The 15850-nt window shown below is 57.0% G+C and carries 15 protein-coding genes; 7 read left to right on the forward strand and 8 right to left on the reverse strand.

Annotation, left to right across the window (positions count from 1 at the left end; genetic code table 11):
• Nucleotides 1-255: 255 nt before the first annotated feature.
• The 6 genes from dapB to citC form a co-directional block, all read right to left on the reverse strand.
• A complete protein-coding gene (gene dapB / locus ABLV78_RS21315; RefSeq protein WP_047047458.1) occupies nucleotides 256-1077 on the reverse strand; it encodes a 4-hydroxy-tetrahydrodipicolinate reductase in 822 nt (273 codons plus the stop codon).
• Nucleotides 1078-1303: 226 nt separating this feature from the next.
• Nucleotides 1304-2212: a triphosphoribosyl-dephospho-CoA synthase CitG gene (gene citG, locus ABLV78_RS21320; RefSeq protein ID WP_045397274.1), complete on the reverse strand. Its 909-nt coding sequence runs from the start codon at nucleotides 2210-2212 to the stop codon at nucleotides 1304-1306.
• Nucleotides 2213-2231: 19 nt separating this feature from the next.
• Entirely contained in the window at nucleotides 2232-3758 is a 1527-nt protein-coding gene (gene citF / locus ABLV78_RS21325; RefSeq protein ID WP_045397271.1) for a citrate lyase subunit alpha, read from the reverse strand.
• Nucleotides 3759-3768: 10 nt separating this feature from the next.
• Nucleotides 3769-4638 (reverse strand): citrate (pro-3S)-lyase subunit beta, encoded by an 870-nt coding sequence (citE, locus tag ABLV78_RS21330; protein WP_015368307.1) that lies wholly within the window; start codon nucleotides 4636-4638, stop codon nucleotides 3769-3771.
• Nucleotides 4635-4928, reverse strand: a complete 294-nt coding sequence (citD, locus tag ABLV78_RS21335) for a citrate lyase acyl carrier protein (protein ID WP_045397268.1) — start codon at nucleotides 4926-4928, stop codon at nucleotides 4635-4637. The genes citE and citD overlap by 4 nt, the downstream gene beginning before the upstream one ends.
• A 30-nt stretch (nucleotides 4929-4958) precedes the next feature.
• Nucleotides 4959-5987: a [citrate (pro-3S)-lyase] ligase gene (gene citC, locus ABLV78_RS21340; protein WP_047047462.1), complete on the reverse strand. Its 1029-nt coding sequence runs from the start codon at nucleotides 5985-5987 to the stop codon at nucleotides 4959-4961.
• Between the two features lie 256 nt (nucleotides 5988-6243).
• Here citC and citS point away from each other — a divergent pair, with 256 nt between their 5' ends.
• The 6 genes from citS (at nucleotide 6244) to citB (ending at nucleotide 13756) form a co-directional block, all read left to right on the forward strand.
• On the forward strand, nucleotides 6244-7584 hold the full coding sequence (gene citS / locus ABLV78_RS21345) for a citrate/sodium symporter CitS (RefSeq protein WP_045397262.1): 1341 nt from the start codon (nucleotides 6244-6246) through the stop codon (nucleotides 7582-7584).
• A gap of 157 nt (nucleotides 7585-7741) precedes the next feature.
• Nucleotides 7742-7990, forward strand: coding sequence for an oxaloacetate decarboxylase subunit gamma (locus ABLV78_RS21350; RefSeq protein WP_059355816.1), 249 nt, complete (start codon nucleotides 7742-7744; stop codon nucleotides 7988-7990).
• A gap of 15 nt (nucleotides 7991-8005) precedes the next feature.
• Nucleotides 8006-9772: a sodium-extruding oxaloacetate decarboxylase subunit alpha gene (gene oadA, locus ABLV78_RS21355; protein WP_059342062.1), complete on the forward strand. Its 1767-nt coding sequence runs from the start codon at nucleotides 8006-8008 to the stop codon at nucleotides 9770-9772.
• Nucleotides 9773-9787: 15 nt separating this feature from the next.
• Nucleotides 9788-11089 (forward strand): oxaloacetate decarboxylase subunit beta, encoded by a 1302-nt coding sequence (locus ABLV78_RS21360; RefSeq protein WP_047047567.1) that lies wholly within the window; start codon nucleotides 9788-9790, stop codon nucleotides 11087-11089.
• Between the two features lie 341 nt (nucleotides 11090-11430).
• Entirely contained in the window at nucleotides 11431-13059 is a 1629-nt protein-coding gene (gene citA / locus ABLV78_RS21365) for a citrate sensor histidine kinase CitA (RefSeq protein WP_047043977.1), read from the forward strand.
• The gene (citB, locus tag ABLV78_RS21370; RefSeq protein ID WP_045395773.1) at nucleotides 13052-13756 is read left to right on the forward strand and encodes a citrate response regulator transcription factor CitB; all 705 of its coding nucleotides are present in this window, start codon (nucleotides 13052-13054) and stop codon (nucleotides 13754-13756) included. Before citA ends, citB begins: the two co-directional genes overlap by 8 nt.
• 5 nt (nucleotides 13757-13761) lie before the next feature.
• On the opposite strand, the gene ABLV78_RS21375 is transcribed toward citB, so the two are convergent.
• On the reverse strand, nucleotides 13762-14391 hold the full coding sequence (locus ABLV78_RS21375) for an alanyl-tRNA editing protein (protein ID WP_047043975.1): 630 nt from the start codon (nucleotides 14389-14391) through the stop codon (nucleotides 13762-13764).
• Between the two features lie 92 nt (nucleotides 14392-14483).
• Here ABLV78_RS21375 and ABLV78_RS21380 point away from each other — a divergent pair, with 92 nt between their 5' ends.
• Complete coding sequence (locus ABLV78_RS21380) at nucleotides 14484-15416, forward strand: LysR family transcriptional regulator (protein WP_045395780.1); 933 nt, start codon at nucleotides 14484-14486, stop codon at nucleotides 15414-15416.
• On the opposite strand, the gene ABLV78_RS21385 is transcribed toward ABLV78_RS21380, so the two are convergent.
• The gene (locus ABLV78_RS21385; RefSeq protein ID WP_047043972.1) at nucleotides 15361-15726 is read right to left on the reverse strand and encodes a DUF805 domain-containing protein; all 366 of its coding nucleotides are present in this window, start codon (nucleotides 15724-15726) and stop codon (nucleotides 15361-15363) included. The two genes, ABLV78_RS21380 and ABLV78_RS21385, sit on opposite strands and share 56 nt — an antisense overlap.
• Nucleotides 15727-15850: the final 124 nt, after the last annotated feature.

Here is a 15850-nt window from a genome sequence, read left to right on the forward strand (position 1 = left end):
GATCAACTAACCTGGTTGAGAAAACGCTTGCGGGCGAGGAAAACTGTAAAATCAGCCAGCGGAGGGTAAAAAAGTGGACCAGATGGTCAAAATTTACAATTCAATAACCAAAAACATCAGGAAGATATAGTTTTTTAATGTCTTCAGAAGAAAAAAACACAAAAGCAGTCAAAATAAAAAAGGGCAATAAAATATTGCCCTTTGCAATCAATTACATATTGAATGCAATAACCACATCACGATGGGTAATAATCATTATAAAGAATTCAGTTCAAGCACATCACGCATATCGAAAAGACCACTTTTCTTATCTTTCAGCCACAAAGCTGAACGAACAGCACCATTGGCAAACGTCATCCGGCTGGAGGCCTTATGGGTAATTTCGATACGTTCGCCGATATCAGCGAACATCGCCGTATGTTCGCCGACGATGTCGCCCGCGCGAACGGTAGCAAAACCAATAGTACCCGGAACGCGTTCGCCGGTATGGCCTTCGCGGCTATAGACGGCGCAGTCCTTCAAATCTTTGTTCAATGCCCCGGCGATCGCCTCGCCCATCGCCAACGCGGTACCTGATGGCGCGTCCACTTTATGCCTATGGTGCGCTTCGATGATTTCGATATCGGTATAATCGCCCATTACCTTTGCCGCCTTTTCCAGCAGCTTTAACAACACGTTGACGCCAACGCTAAAGTTAGCGGCAAAGACGATGGCGATTTCCTGTGCGGCATCGCTAATCGCCTGCTTTCCGGCATCATCAAAACCGGTGGTGCCGATCACCATCCCTTTGCCGTGCTGACGGCAGAAAGCCAGATGGTTAAGCGTGCCTTCCGGGCGGGTAAAATCGATTAAAACATCGAAATCATTGCTTACCGCCGCCAGGCTGCTTTGGACGGTAACGCCTGATTTGCCTGCGCCCGCCAGCTCGCCCGCATCGCTGCCCACCAGGCTTGAACCTTCGCGCTCCAGCGCCGCGCCAAGCGCCACGCCTTCCATCTGCAGCGCAGCCTGAATTAACTGGCGTCCCATCCGGCCGCCCGCGCCGGCGATGGCCACGCGGATTTGTGCATCTTGCATAGCTATTCTCTTTTGTTAACTTCACGTGAATTGTTTTCAGAGTAACCAGCCCATTGCATAGCCGCTACTCAAAAACGCCGATAATTAGAAATTTATGACAAACGGCGGTCGATATCAGTAAAAACTATATGATTGTGCCGCGATTCGGCGTTTAAGTAGTGAAAATTGGGAGGGGACACGGTAGCGCCCCGCCCGCGCGACGCGGGCTAAGGCGTTGTGTACTCAATCAAAGGGGGAAAAGCGCGCCTGCGGGGAAAGCGGATAAAAACCAGGTTACCGCCAGTAAATCGGCGCTGCCGCCAGGGCTGAGATGGCGAGCAATCAGCTCGTCGTCGAGTTGGCGTAGCGCCTCCAGCCCGCCGTCAGCCATGACGCCGCCCTGCCACAACAGCCGCTGCGCCTCCTGCTGCACATAGTTCAGGCCCGCAAGCCCGCCGCGCGAGACCAGATTGGTGTCATCATTCCACGCCATCAGATGCAGCAAGGTTTGCAGCAGCGCCAGGTTGCTGTCGCCGGTCTCTTCCATCATGCGATTGAACACCGGCAGCGCCTGGGTACGCACGGTACGAAAGCCGCTCTCGGCCTCGCCGCGGGCGCCGGAGAGTCCATAACGTAAAAAATGGGCCTCGCCTTTGCTTAACTGTTCGCCGCTGGCGGAAGAGAGTTCTTGCATAACCATGCCGCGACAGAATCGCGCCACCTGATCGCAAAGCCGATGCTGTTCAATCGGTTCGCCTTTCGATACCAGCCTTCCCGCCGCCGCGCTCAGCAAACCGAAAGCGAAGATTGCCCCGCGATGGGTATTCACTCCGCCGGTGGCCTCCAGCATATCGTTCTCGCAGGCCATCCCCACCGGACGCAGCATCATTAACACCTGTTCCGGTACGATAGCCGCGGTATCGTGGCCCATGATGAAAAATTTCTCCATCCACGGCGCCACGACCGCGGTGCTGGCCTCAAAAGAGGCCAGGTCCATATCGTGATGGGCGCCTGTGTTACGAATGTCCACCAACCCGGGCTTTGGGGTCAGGCGAACTTCGGTTAAAAGCGCGCGTTCTACCGCGCTGACCACCTCTTCAGCGTTCAGCGATGTCACGCGCAGTGAACGCGGCGGATTGATTAACACTTCGCTCATTGCCCTTCCCCCTCTGCGTTTAGTCGCTGTTTTTCACCTGACGAATGACATCAAGAACGGAGCCATCACGATAGCGCACCACCGCCACCACGCGATCGGTAAACTCGATCGGCTGCGGTTTGCCGGTTAGCAGTTCCGCACGCTGCTGCAGTTCCTCAATAGTCATCAGCGGAATGCCCGCGTTGCGCAAATTGTCGATCAGATCCTGGCGGGCCGGGTTTACCGCAATGCCGTGGTCGGTGACCAGCACATCTACGCTGGCTCCCGGCGTGACGCGGGTCAGCACTTTTTCCACGACACAGGGAATACGGCCGCGAACTAACGGCGCGGTAATGATGGTCAAATCCGCGCCGGCGGCGGTATCGCTATGGCCGCCGGATGCGCCGCGCAGCACGCCATTGGAGCCGGTCATCACGTTGACGTTAAAATCGGTATCAATTTCCAGCGCGCTGAGCATCACCACATTTAAACGCTCGCAGGAGGCGCCTTTAGAACCCGGGCTGGCATACTGATTGGTGGAAATCTCTACGTGGTTCGGGTTCTGCGCTAATGAACGCGCCGCGTCGCCATCGAACGACTGGGTATCCAGCAGCGTTTTAATCAACCCTTTTTCGTGCAGGTCAACCATCGTCCCGGTGATGCCGCCGAGGCCGAAGCTGGCGGTAATGCCGTTACGGCGCATTTTGTCTTCGAGGAAGCGGCTCACCGCCAGCGAGGCGCCGCCGGTACCGGTCTGCAGCGAGAAACCATCTTTAAAGTAACCAGAATGCTCAACCACTTTCGCCGCCTGACGGGCGATCAGCAGCTCGCGCGGGTTGCTGGTCAGACGGATCGCGCCAGCGGTGATTTTTTCCGGATCGCCGACTTCGTCCACCTGAACAATCAGATCGACCTGATCCTGAGCGATGCTGGCCGGGTAGTTAGGGTAGCCCACCCACTCTTCGGTCAGCAGCACCACGCATTTGGCATGTTCCGCATCAACGCGCGCATAGCCCAGCGAACCACAACGTGATTTACCGCTAAAGCCGTTGGCATTACCAAACTCATCGCAGCAGGGGACGCCAAGAAACGCAACATCAATCGACAGCTCGCCGCTTTGAATCAGCTGTACGCGACCGCCGTGGGAGTGGATCTGCACCGGGTTTTCCATCAACCCGGCGGAGATCTCCTCGCCCAGCTTGCCGCGCAGGCCGGAGGTGTAGATCTGGCGGATCACGCCGTTTTTAATATGCTCGATCAGCGGCCAGTGGGCGTCGATCAGCGAACTGGACGCCAGCGTCAGATCGCGAAAGCCCATTTCAGCTAGTTTCGCCACCACCATATTGACGACTTTGTCACCGCCGCGAAACGCGTGGTGGAACGAAATGGTCATGCCGTTTTGCAAACCGGAGCGACGGATCGCCGTTTCCAGCGAATCGCAGATTTTACGCTGACGTTTTTCGCTTTCGCTCGCCAGCCACGGGCTTTTCGCCGTCACGCCCGCATAAGGCGCTAACCCTTCCGGCATCACGTACTGCTGATTAAGCATTGTTACTGTCTCTTTCATCTTATTCCCCTTAATCACGAATACCGGAAGCCGAGAGCGCCACCACTTTGCGAGCATGGTCGATAATCGGTCCATCGATCATCTTGCCGTTCAGCGATACCACGCCAAGACCGCGCGTTTCGGCTTCTTCCGCCGCGGCAATCACCTCCAGCGCGTGATCGACCTCTTTGCGCGTCGGGGCATAGACCTGATGCAGGAGTTCAATTTGTCGCGGGTTAACCAACGATTTGCCGTTAAAGCCGAGATTTTTGGCCAGATTCGCTTCCGCCAGGAAGCCCTCTTCGTTGTTGATATCCGACCACACCACGTCATAGGCTGCGATGCCGGCAACGCGCGCGGCATGCAGCACGGCGCAGCGGGCATAGAACAGTTCAGTACCGTCACCACGGGAGGTGCCCATATCCATGACGTAGTCGAAAGCTGCCAGCGCGATCGCCGCCAGACGCGGGCTGGCGCGGGCAATCTCTACCGCATTCACCACGCCCAGCGCCGACTCAATAGCCGCCATTAGTTTGGTGCTGCCTACTTCCCGGCCGCATTCGCGCTCAATCCGTTCAACATGCGCTTCCAGCTCATGGATATCTTCTTTACTGTCGGTTTTCGGCAGACGCACCATATCCACGCCCGCGCGGACCACCGCTTCAAGGTCGGCAAGACCAAATGGCGTATTTAACGGGTTAATACGCACCACGGTTTCGATATCCTGATACAGCGGATGCTGCAGCGCCTGATGCACCAATAGGCGAGCGGTATCTTTTTCGCGTAGCGAAACGGCATCTTCAAGGTCGAACATCACCGCATCAGCGCCGTAAACAAATGAAGTGCTTAACATGGCGGCATTGGCGCCAGGGATGAACAGCATACTGCGACGTGGTTTCATAGCTGGCTCCATTGTAATTGGGACTGTTGCGCCGCCCGCAGCGCTGCGGCCTGTACGCGGGCCCGCAGTACGCATTCCAGCGCGCCTTTATCATCGACCACCACGTTGGCCTGGTTCACGCCAAGCTGCGCCAGCGTTTCTCTGACCACCTGCTCAATCGCGGCGCCAAACTGTTGTTTCACAATGCTGTCGATTTCCAGCTGAATGCCCGGCTGCGCCGCCGGTCCAATCCTGACCATTACATCGCTGGATTCCAGCGTGCCGGCCAGGGCGTCAATCTTCATTTCCATAGGGGAAAATCCTTAGTTAGGGCATAAAAATCAGGCGGTTTGATGTTCGCTTTCCGCCAGTTTCATCAGAAAAAAGAGGGTTCCCGGCGGCACCAGCGCCGCGACCGCCTGCCAGTTGCGCTGCCGATAAAGTTCGCGCACTCGGGAGGCCGACACGGGCCCGCCATTTTTTTCGATTCGCGTCAGCTCAACCACTTCAATGGGCGTCGCCTCGCCTGGCGCTTCCAGCAGTGACTTCATGCGTTGGTTGTAATTACGAGTCAGGGGACATAGCGGCTCGGTGCCGACAAAACGATGGGTAATCTGCAGCGCCGGGGCCAGACGTTCGCGAAAGAGCTGCAGGTCAATCTGGCTGTGACAGTCATCGACCACGCCCTGCTCTTTCAGGAAATAGCCGGGGAACGTCGCCCGCGAAATCAGATACGCCGAACCGGGGTGCAGCGTCACTTTGTCGATGCCGGTAATCCCCTGTTCGATCAGCTTGAAGCGATCGTGATAGGAAAAGCAGGATGCATCTTCCTTGACCACAAACAGATGCAGCCAGTCGCACTGCCGTGCCGCCTGTTCCACCAGCCAGCGGTGACCAAGAGTGAAGGGATTGGCGTTCATCACAATAGCGCCGATTTTTTTTCCCGGTTGACGGTACATTGCCAGCTGACGGCAGTAACGAGTCAGACGTTCGCGGCTGTTTTCCATCAATACGGCGCGATCGCCCGCCTGGGCTATCGGCCAGAAGCCGGCGCCGGAAAACAGCGCGGCATTGCTCGGCTTAGTAAATAAAAACAGTTCGCTACGCCCAAGTTCATAGGCCAGCGTCAGGAGTTCGGTCAGTAATTTAAGGCTCAGCCCCTCCCCCTGTAGCGAGGGATCGACGGCGATGCATTTCAGTACATTACCGGCAATGGCGCCGCAGCCGACCAGCCGTTGCCGATACTCCGCAACGATTGCCATCTCGCAATCGGTTTCTAACGACAACTGATGCTGATGAAGAAACCGATCGATCGCCTCTCGCCGCGGTTGATCCTTTAATAGCTGAACGCGTTTTAATATCAGAGTCATTTTTTAGCGCTTCGTTATTCTAAAACGAACTGTATTTCGCCAGCGTTCGACTATTGATACTTGTATTTAAGTCACAGTTTTCCCCGTGGCTTAATTAGCTTTATGGTTTTTATGTTGTTAATTAATTCAGAATAATAAAAATAATTAAATTAATAAAAAACACGAGTATTCAGTGAAGGCAATCACACCTTACCACTAAGTCTATTTATTACTATGCGCCGGTATTACTACTCCATCAATAAACAGGAAAACGTTTATGACCAACATGAGTCAGGCTCCGGCAACGGAGAAAAAGGGCGTTAGCGACCTGCTGGGATTTAAAATCTTCGGCATGCCGCTCCCCCTTTACGCGTTTGCGTTAATTACGCTATTACTTTCACATTTTTATAACGCTTTACCCACCGACATCGTTGGCGGCTTTGCCATCATGTTTATTATCGGCGCCATATTCGGCGAAATTGGCAAACGTCTACCAATATTCAACAAATATATAGGTGGCGCCCCGGTAATGATTTTCCTGGTCGCCGCTTATTTTGTTTATGCCGGTATTTTCACGCAAAAAGAAATCGATGCTATCAGCAACGTTATGGATGAAAGTAACTTCCTTAACTTATTCATCGCGGTATTAATTACCGGGGCGATTCTGTCGGTAAACCGCCGTCTGCTGCTGAAATCGCTGCTCGGCTATATTCCAACCATCCTGATGGGCATTGTCGGCGCGTCGATTTTCGGCATCGCTATCGGCCTGGTGTTCGGTATTCCGGTAGATCGCATCATGATGCTGTACGTCCTGCCGATCATGGGCGGCGGCAACGGCGCGGGCGCGGTTCCGCTGTCGGAGATTTATCACTCCGTCACCGGTCGTTCACGTGATGAGTACTACTCAACCGCCATCGCTATTCTGACCATCGCTAACATTTTCGCCATCGTCTTCGCCGCAGTCCTCGATATCATCGGCAAAAAATACACCTGGCTGAGCGGCGAAGGCGAACTGGTGCGTAAAGCCTCGTTCAAAGTCGAAGAAGACGAGAAAGCGGGACAAATCACGCATCGTGAAACCGCCGTCGGTCTGGTGCTTTCCACGACCTGTTTCCTGCTGGCATACGTCGTCGCGAAGAAAATCCTGCCAAGCATTGGCGGCGTTTCGATTCACTACTTCGCATGGATGGTACTGATCGTTGCGGCGCTGAACGCCTCCGGCCTGTGCTCACCGGAAATCAAAGCCGGCGCCAAGCGTCTGTCTGATTTCTTCTCTAAACAGCTGCTGTGGGTACTGATGGTCGGCGTCGGCGTTTGCTACACCGACCTGCAGGAAATCATCAATGCCATTACTGTCTATAACGTCGTTATCGCCGCCGTAATCGTTATCGGCGCAGTGCTCGGCGCGGCGATCGGCGGCTGGATGATGGGCTTCTTCCCGATTGAATCAGCGATCACCGCAGGCCTGTGTATGGCTAACCGCGGCGGTTCCGGCGACCTGGAAGTCCTTTCCGCCTGTAACCGTATGAGCCTTATCTCTTATGCACAAATCTCCTCCCGTTTGGGCGGCGGTATTGTGCTGGTCATCGCCAGCATCGTGTTCGGCATGATGATTTAACCCACACGCACGATGGCGCCGTTGAGCGGCCGAAGAAGTTGACCCAGTCAGGGACCAGCGCCGGGGGCGGCTGCGGGAAATCCACCCTGCTCCTTAGCCGGAAGCGTCGACAACCTCGCCAACCAACGCGTCATCGTGCCCTTATACGAGATTTTGTATGACTGATGCTGCGCTGTTAGGCGAGGGCTTCACCCTGATGTTTCTTGGCATGGGCTTCGTGCTGGCGTTTCTGCTGCTGCTCATTTTCGCCATCCGGGGGATGTCTCTCGCCGTTACCCGTCTGTTCCCTGAGCCGCCTGCCGCGTCCAAAGCGGCGCCGGCCGCCGTCGCGCCCGCCGACGACTTCGCCCGCTTAAAACCGGCGATTGTCGCCGCTATTCACCACCATCGCCGCCTTAATTCTTAATTCACGGAGGAATTCATGACCGTTGCCATTACCGATGTCGTCCTGCGCGACGCCCACCAGTCCCTGTTCGCCACCCGTCTGCGCCTTGACGATATGCTCCCCGTCGCCGCTCAGCTGGATGACGTCGGCTACCGCTCGCTGGAATGCTGGGGCGGCGCCACCTTTGACGCCTGCATCCGCTTCCTCGGAGAGGACCCGTGGGTCCGCCTGCGCGAGCTGAAAAAAGCGATGCCGAAAACCCCGCTGCAGATGCTGCTGCGCGGCCAGAACCTGCTCGGCTACCGCCACTACGCCGACGACGTGGTGGAGCGCTTTGTCGAGCGCGCCGTCAAAAACGGCATGGACGTGTTCCGCGTTTTCGATGCCATGAACGACCCGCGCAACATGAAAGCCGCCCTGCAGGCGGTGCGCAGCCACGGCGCCCACGCCCAGGGCACCCTCAGCTACACCACCAGCCCGGCACACACCCTGCAGACCTGGCTCGACCTCACCGAACAGCTGCTGGAGACCGGCGTCGACTCCATCGCCATCAAGGACATGTCCGGTATCCTCACCCCGCATGCCGCCTTTGAGCTGGTCAGCGAAATCAAAAAACGCTTTGCCGTCACCCTGCACCTGCACTGCCACGCCACCACCGGCATGGCGGAGATGGCGCTGCTGAAGGCCATTGAAGCCGGCGTCGACGGCGTCGATACCGCCATCTCCTCGATGAGCGCCACCTACGGCCACCCGGCCACCGAAGCGCTGGTGGCCACCCTCGCCGGGACCCGCTACGACACCGGCCTCGATATCCACAAACTGGAGAGCATCGCCGCGTACTTCCGCGAGGTGCGCAAAAAATACCACGCCTTCGAAGGCCAGCTGAAAGGCACCGACAGCCGTATCCTGGTCGCCCAGGTGCCGGGCGGGATGCTCACCAACCTTGAGGGCCAGCTTAAACAGCAGAGCGCCGCCCACCGTCTGGATGAAGTGCTGGCGGAAATCCCCCGCGTGCGCGAGGACCTCGGCTTCATCCCGCTGGTGACCCCGACCTCGCAGATTGTCGGCACCCAGGCGGTGCTTAACGTGCTGGGCGGCGAGCGCTACAAAACCATCGCGAAAGAGACCGCCGGTATCCTGAAAGGCGAATACGGCCACACCCCGGCGCCGGTTAACGCCGCCCTGCAGGCGCGGGTGCTCGACGGCGCCGACGCCGTCACCTGCCGCCCGGCGGACCTGCTGAAGCCGGAACTGGCGGAGCTTGAAGCCGACGTGAAACGCCAGGCGCAGGAGAAGGGCATCACGCTTGCCGAAAACGCCATCGACGACGTGCTCACCGTGGCGCTGTTCCCGCAAATCGGCCTGAAGTTCCTCGAAAACCGCCACAACCCGGCGGCCTTTGAGCCCGTGCCGCAGGTGGAAGAAGCAAAATCTGTCGCGCCGGCAAAAGCCGCCGCCTCCGGCGTCTACACCGTGGAAGTGGAAGGCAAAGCCTTCGTGGTCAAAGTCAGCGACGGCGGCGACGTCAGCCAGCTGACGGCGGCCACTCCGTCTTTCGCACCGGTTCAGGCAGCCGCCCCGGCAGGCGCCAGCACCCCGGTGACCGCGCCGCTGGCGGGCACCATCTGGAAGGTGCTGGCCAGCGAAGGCCAGGCGGTGGCGGAAGGCGAGGTGCTGCTGATTCTGGAAGCCATGAAGATGGAAACCGAAATCCGCGCCGCGCAGGCCGGTACCGTACGCGGTATCGCGGTGAAATCCGGCGATGCGGTGGCGGTCGGCGACACCCTGCTGCAGCTGGCGTAAGGACGAGGAGCGCAAATGGAAAGTCTGAACGCCCTGATTCAGGGCATGGGGCTGATGCACCTGGGAGCCGGCCAGGCGGTGATGCTGCTGGTCAGCCTGCTGCTGCTGTGGCTGGCGATTGCGAAAAAGTTCGAGCCGTTACTGCTGCTGCCGATTGGCTTCGGCGGCCTGCTCTCCAATATCCCGGAGGCCGGGCTGGCGCTGAGCGCGCTGGAAAACCTGCTGGCCCACCACGACCCGCTCCAGCTGGCGGTGATTGCCGCGAAGCTCAACTGCGCGCCGGACGTCCACGCCATCAAGGAGGCGCTGGCGCTGGCCCTGCCGTCGGTACAGGGGCAGATGGAGACGCTGGCGGTGGACATGGGCTACTCCTCCGGGGTGCTGGCCATCTTCTATAAGGTGGCGATTGGCTCGGGTATCGCGCCGCTGGTGATCTTTATGGGCGTCGGGGCGATGACCGATTTCGGCCCGCTGCTGGCCAACCCGCGCACCCTGCTGCTGGGGGCGGCGGCGCAGTTCGGGATCTTCGCCACCGTGCTCGGGGCGCTGACGCTGAACTACTTCGGCTTCATCTCCTTCACCCTGCCGCAGGCGGCGGCCATCGGCATCATCGGCGGCGCCGACGGCCCGACGGCCATCTACCTGTCGAGCAAGCTGGCGCCGGAGCTGCTGGGGGCCATCGCGGTGGCCGCCTACTCCTACATGGCGCTGGTGCCGCTGATCCAGCCGCCGATCATGAAGGCGCTGACCAGCGACAAAGAGCGGAAGATCCGCATGGTGCAGCTGCGTACGGTGAGCAAACGCGAGAAGATCCTCTTCCCGGCGGTGCTGTTGCTGCTGGTGGCGCTGCTGCTGCCGGACGCCGCGCCGCTGCTGGGGATGTTCTGCTTCGGCAACCTGATGCGCGAAAGCGGGGTGGTGGACAGGCTGAGCGATACGGTGCAGAACGCGCTGATCAATATCGTCACCATCTTCCTCGGGCTGTCGGTGGGAGCCAAGCTGGTGGCGGACAAGTTCCTGCAGCCGCAGACGCTGGGGATCCTGCTGCTGGGCGTGATCGCCTTCTGCGTGGGCACCGCCGCCGGGGTGATCATGGCGAAGCTGATGAACGTGTTCAGTAAGCACAAGATCAACCCGCTGATTGGTTCCGCCGGGGTATCGGCGGTGCCGATGGCGGCGAGGGTGTCCAACAAGGTGGGTCTGGAAGCGGACGGGCAGAACTTCCTGCTGATGCACGCGATGGGCCCGAACGTGGCCGGGGTGATCGGCTCGGCGATCGCCGCCGGGGTGATGCTCAAGTACGTGCTGGCGATGTAGGCCGGCATCCTTCCCGGATGGCGGCTGGCGCCTTAGCCGGGCTACCCGTCCGCTCCGGTTTGTAACCCCGGTAAGCGCAGCGCCACCGGGGAGAGGTTCCCGGATAGCGGCTTGCGCCTAATCCGGGCGACCGGTCCGCTCCGGTTTGTAACCCGGGTAAGCGCAGCGCCACCGGGGAGAGGTTCCCGGATGGCGGCTGGCGCCTTATCCGGGCTACCACACCAGCGCCCGATTCAATGGTTTTGAACGGGCGTTTTTCTGAATTTTTTGGATCTGTGCGCCATCTGCAGGTACCCGGACCGCCAAACGAGGAAACTAGCCATTTAATGTCTATCGGCCCTATGTACACCCGAAAAATAACCCACTGGTTTGCGCGGCGGTCCTTTCAGAACCGCATCTTCCTGCTGATATTATTTACCTCAACTGTCGTCATGCTGGGTATGTCCTGGTATCTAACAGATATTACCGAAGAACGTCTTCATTACCAGGTCGGGCAACGGGCATTGATTCAGGCGATGCAGATTTCAGCAATGCCGGAGCTGGTAGAAGCGGTACAGAAGCGCGATCTCGCCAGAATTAAAGAGCTTATCGACCCCATGCGTTCCTTCTCAGACGCCACCTACATCACCGTCGGCGATGCCAACGGACAGCGTCTTTATCACGTCAACCCGGACGAAATCGGTAAATCAATGGAAGGTGGCGATAGCGATGAGGCGCTGTATAACGCCAAAAGCTATGTCTCGGTACGCAAAGGTTCGCTAGGTTCATCATTACGGGGTAAATCGCCGGTGCAGGACGCCACCGGGAAAGTCATCGGCATCGTGTCGGTCGGTTATACCATTGAACAGTTAGAAAACTGGCTCAGCCTGCAGATAAGCTCGCTACTGATCCCGATGGCGATTATCCTGCTATTGCTGCTGTACTGCGCTCGCCGCTTCTCGCTGCATATCAAAAAGCAAATGCTCAATATGGAGCCCCAGCAGCTCTCGCAGCTGCTCATCCAGCAAAGCGTGCTCTTTGAATCGGTGTTTGAAGGGCTCATCGCCATCGACTCAAATTATAAGATAACCGCCATTAATCAGACCGCCCGTCGTCTGCTTAATCTAAGCCAGCCGGAGCCCGTACTGATCGGTAAAAAGATCAGTAGCGTCATTGCGCAAGAGGCATTCTTCTACGATGCGCCGCATGAGAATAAGAAAGACGCGATCGTCACTTTTAATCAGATCAAAGTGATCGCCAGCCGGATGGCGGTGATCTTAAATAATGCCCCACAGGGTTGGGTCATCAGTTTTCGCAGTAAAGACGATATCAACACCCTCAGTCTGCAGCTCAGCCAGGTACAGCAGTACGCCGATAATCTGCGCGCCGTGCAGCATGAACACCGCAACCTGATCTCGACCATCGCCGGACTGTTGTTTCTTAAACGCTACGATCACGCGCTGGATCTGATTCAGCAACAGTCAGAAAGCCACCAGAAGGTACTCGATTTTATTGCGCGTAATTTCCAGGATAACCACCTTGCCGGGCTGCTGATCGGTAAATATTATCGGGCCAAAGAGCTTGGTCTTGAACTGGTATTCGACCCCGCCTGCTTCGTCGATATCCTTCCCAGCGCGCTTTCTCCCAGCGAATGGATCTCGATCGTAGGGAATCTGCTCGATAACGCCTACAATGCCTCGTTACGCCAGCCGCTGGGATCGAAGCAGATCGAGTGTTTAATAAATAGCGACGGTCATGAACTGATCGTCGAGATCGCCGACCAGGGATGCGGTATTGACGAGACGCTACGCGATCGCATCTTTGAGCGTGGCGTCACCAGTAGCGCCAGCGCCGAGCACGGTATTGGGCTCTGGCTGGTGCGCAGTTACGTAGAACAAGCAGGCGGCACTATCGTCGTCGAAAATAACATTCCCTTTGGCACCATCTTTACCCTTTATATCCCCCTGACCCGAGATGAACATCATGGATAGCATTACTACTCTTATCGTTGAAGACGAACCTATGCTGGCGGAAATCCTGGTGGATACCATCAAACAGTTCCCCCAGTTCAACGTAATCGGCATCGCGGATAAACTGGAAAGCGCGAAAAAGCTGATGCGTCTCTACCAGCCGCAGCTGATCCTGCTGGATAACTTTCTCCCTGACGGCAAGGGGTTGGATCTGATTCGCCACGCTGTCAGCACTAACTACAAAGGGCGAATCATTTTCATTACCGCCGATAATCATATGGAGACCATCAGCGAAGCCCTGCGACTGGGAGTATTCGATTACCTGATTAAGCCCGTACACTATCAACGTTTACAACATACGCTCGAGCGTTTCGCCCGCTACCGCAGCTCATTGCGTTCGAGCGAACAGGCCAGCCAGACCCACGTCGACGCCCTGTTTAATATCCAGGCTCGCGAGCACACTGAACCTGCTGACGCGCCGCTGCGCGGGATTGATGAAAGCACCTTTCACCGCGTGCTGCAGCTGTTCTCCGACCCGGAAGTCGTGCATACCGCCGACTCTCTGGCCCGCATCCTCGGCAGCAGTAAAACCACTGCCCGCCGTTATCTCGAACAAGGCGTTAAAAACGATTTTCTGGAAGCGGAAATCAGTTATGGCAAAGTCGGCCGGCCGGAACGCATTTATCGCGGCAAACATCCCTACCCTGAGCACGTCTGAAACGCTTATTCGAGGGTATAGCTGACGATCATCTGCCCTTTTTTCATTTTCAGCTGGCTGATGACGATATTTCCCAACGCCGCCAGACTAACGACATGGGTACCGCCACAGGGATAAGCTGCCAGTTCGCCGAATCCTACGGCGCGCAGACCATTAGCGAAGGTGATGCGGCGCGGTAAATCCTGCTTCTGCCACGCGCTCACCTGCGCCAGCAGCGCGCTGGCTTCCGGTAACGCGGCGCCAGCGCCGGCAGCAAACGTAATCCGTCCCTCTCCCGGCCAGTGATGCGCCTTCACCGGTCGCCAGCCGAACTGCTCGCCGGCCAGTCCCAGCAAGTGACCAGCAGAGTGCAAACGGGCATGCCGTTGCCGCACAGGCGCATCAATTCGTAGCTCCACCTCGCCTAACGGCAGCGGCTGGGCAACGATATGCAGGACACTATCGCCGCGCGTCGTGACCGCCATTACGGGCTGCTCATCGATCCAGCCGCGATCGGACGGCTGCCCGCCGCCCTGCGGATGGAACAACGTGCGATCAAGTTCAATGGCATAACCACCATCGGCTTCAGCGCTGCAGCTGATAATGTGTGCGCACCCTTCGGTGGCGTCGCTGGCGTAATAAATACGTTCAGTCATGATTGTTCTCCTCTCTGTCAGCACAGTATATTGATAATATTGACCGCGATAATGGCCTCCACAACCAATGCACTTTTGCTTTGAGAGCACAAATGAATCTGAACCTTCTCCCCGACCTCGCCCTCTTCGTACAGATTGTCGAACAAGGCAGCTTTTCCGCCGTCGCCCGTCAGAGCGGGATTACGCCATCCGCCGTCAGTCGCAGCGTCTCGCGGCTGGAACAGGAGATGCGCTGCAAACTGTTGCACCGAACCACCCGCAAGCTGCGGCTGAGCGATGCCGGGAAAGCGGTGTATGAACATGCGCTGGAAATGCTGGAAGCGGCGCGCCAGGCTATGGACTGCGCCGGAAGTACCCAGACGGTGGCGCAGGGTAAACTCACGCTGAGCGTACCAAAAGCCGTCGGGCGCTTTGTCATTCATCCGCTAATGATCGACTTTTTCAACCGTTATCCGCAGGTTGACGTCTGTTTACGTTTAGAAGATCGCGATCTCGACTTTATTGATGACGGCATCGATCTCGCGCTGCGTATTACCCATACCCCTTCCCCTGGACTGCATGGCAAACCGCTGATGCCGATTGTTCATGTCATCTGCGCCACTAAAGAGTACTTACAGCGCCACGGAATGCCGCGTACCCCGCAGGATCTGCGCGCGCATAGCTGTATCAGTCTTGGCGAAACGCCCGCCGACGCGCGTTGGAAATTTCGCCGCGAAGGCAAAAACGAAACGGTGCAGACGTACGGACGCTACGCCGCTAACCACACTGCGGTGCGTCTTGATGCGGTTAAACAGCATCTGGGGATTGGCAGTCTGCCACTGTTTACCGCCCGTGAAGCGCTGGCAAAGGGTGAAATCGTGCAGGTGCTGGCGGAGTGGGAGTTTATCAGCAGCTACTCTGGCAATCTGTGGCTGTTATGGGCGGGGCATAAGCATATGCCCGCCAGAATGCGGGCAATGATTGATTTTCTTAGCGAGACGGTTCCGGCGCTGAACGCAGGCAGCACATTGCCAAAGATAAAATAAAAAATACCGGGAAAACGATCCCCGGTAAAAACCAGAAACCAGAGCGGCCAATATCATGCATCCGGCGAAAACCTACCGCCAATATTGGGATAATCATCGGTAAATGAAGCACAAAAGCCAACGGGAAGAGAAACAGACTCAAAACGCCATACCGGTAGTCATAAAGCGTAGCCAGATACCAGATGAGTAAAGGGGTTGCCACAATCAGGGCGTTGATAAGAAAAAATGACCAGAACTCACGGCGGTCAGAGCGTCCAACGAAATTAAAAGCCTGTTTCCAGCCTTTAAGATAGGCCTGTCCATAGGTCATGATATTCTCTCCATGAGAACGAATTAATGACAGCGGGGCACATCGGAGCCCCCTTCAAACCAAACACTCCTTAGCCTAAACAACGCTTCAGCATAAATTAATGTGCTGGCACAAGAAAAGATAT

The sequence above is a fragment of the Klebsiella sp. CN_Kp075 genome (assembly GCF_040065055.2).
GTDB classification, from domain to species: Bacteria; Pseudomonadota; Gammaproteobacteria; order Enterobacterales; family Enterobacteriaceae; genus Klebsiella; species Klebsiella aerogenes.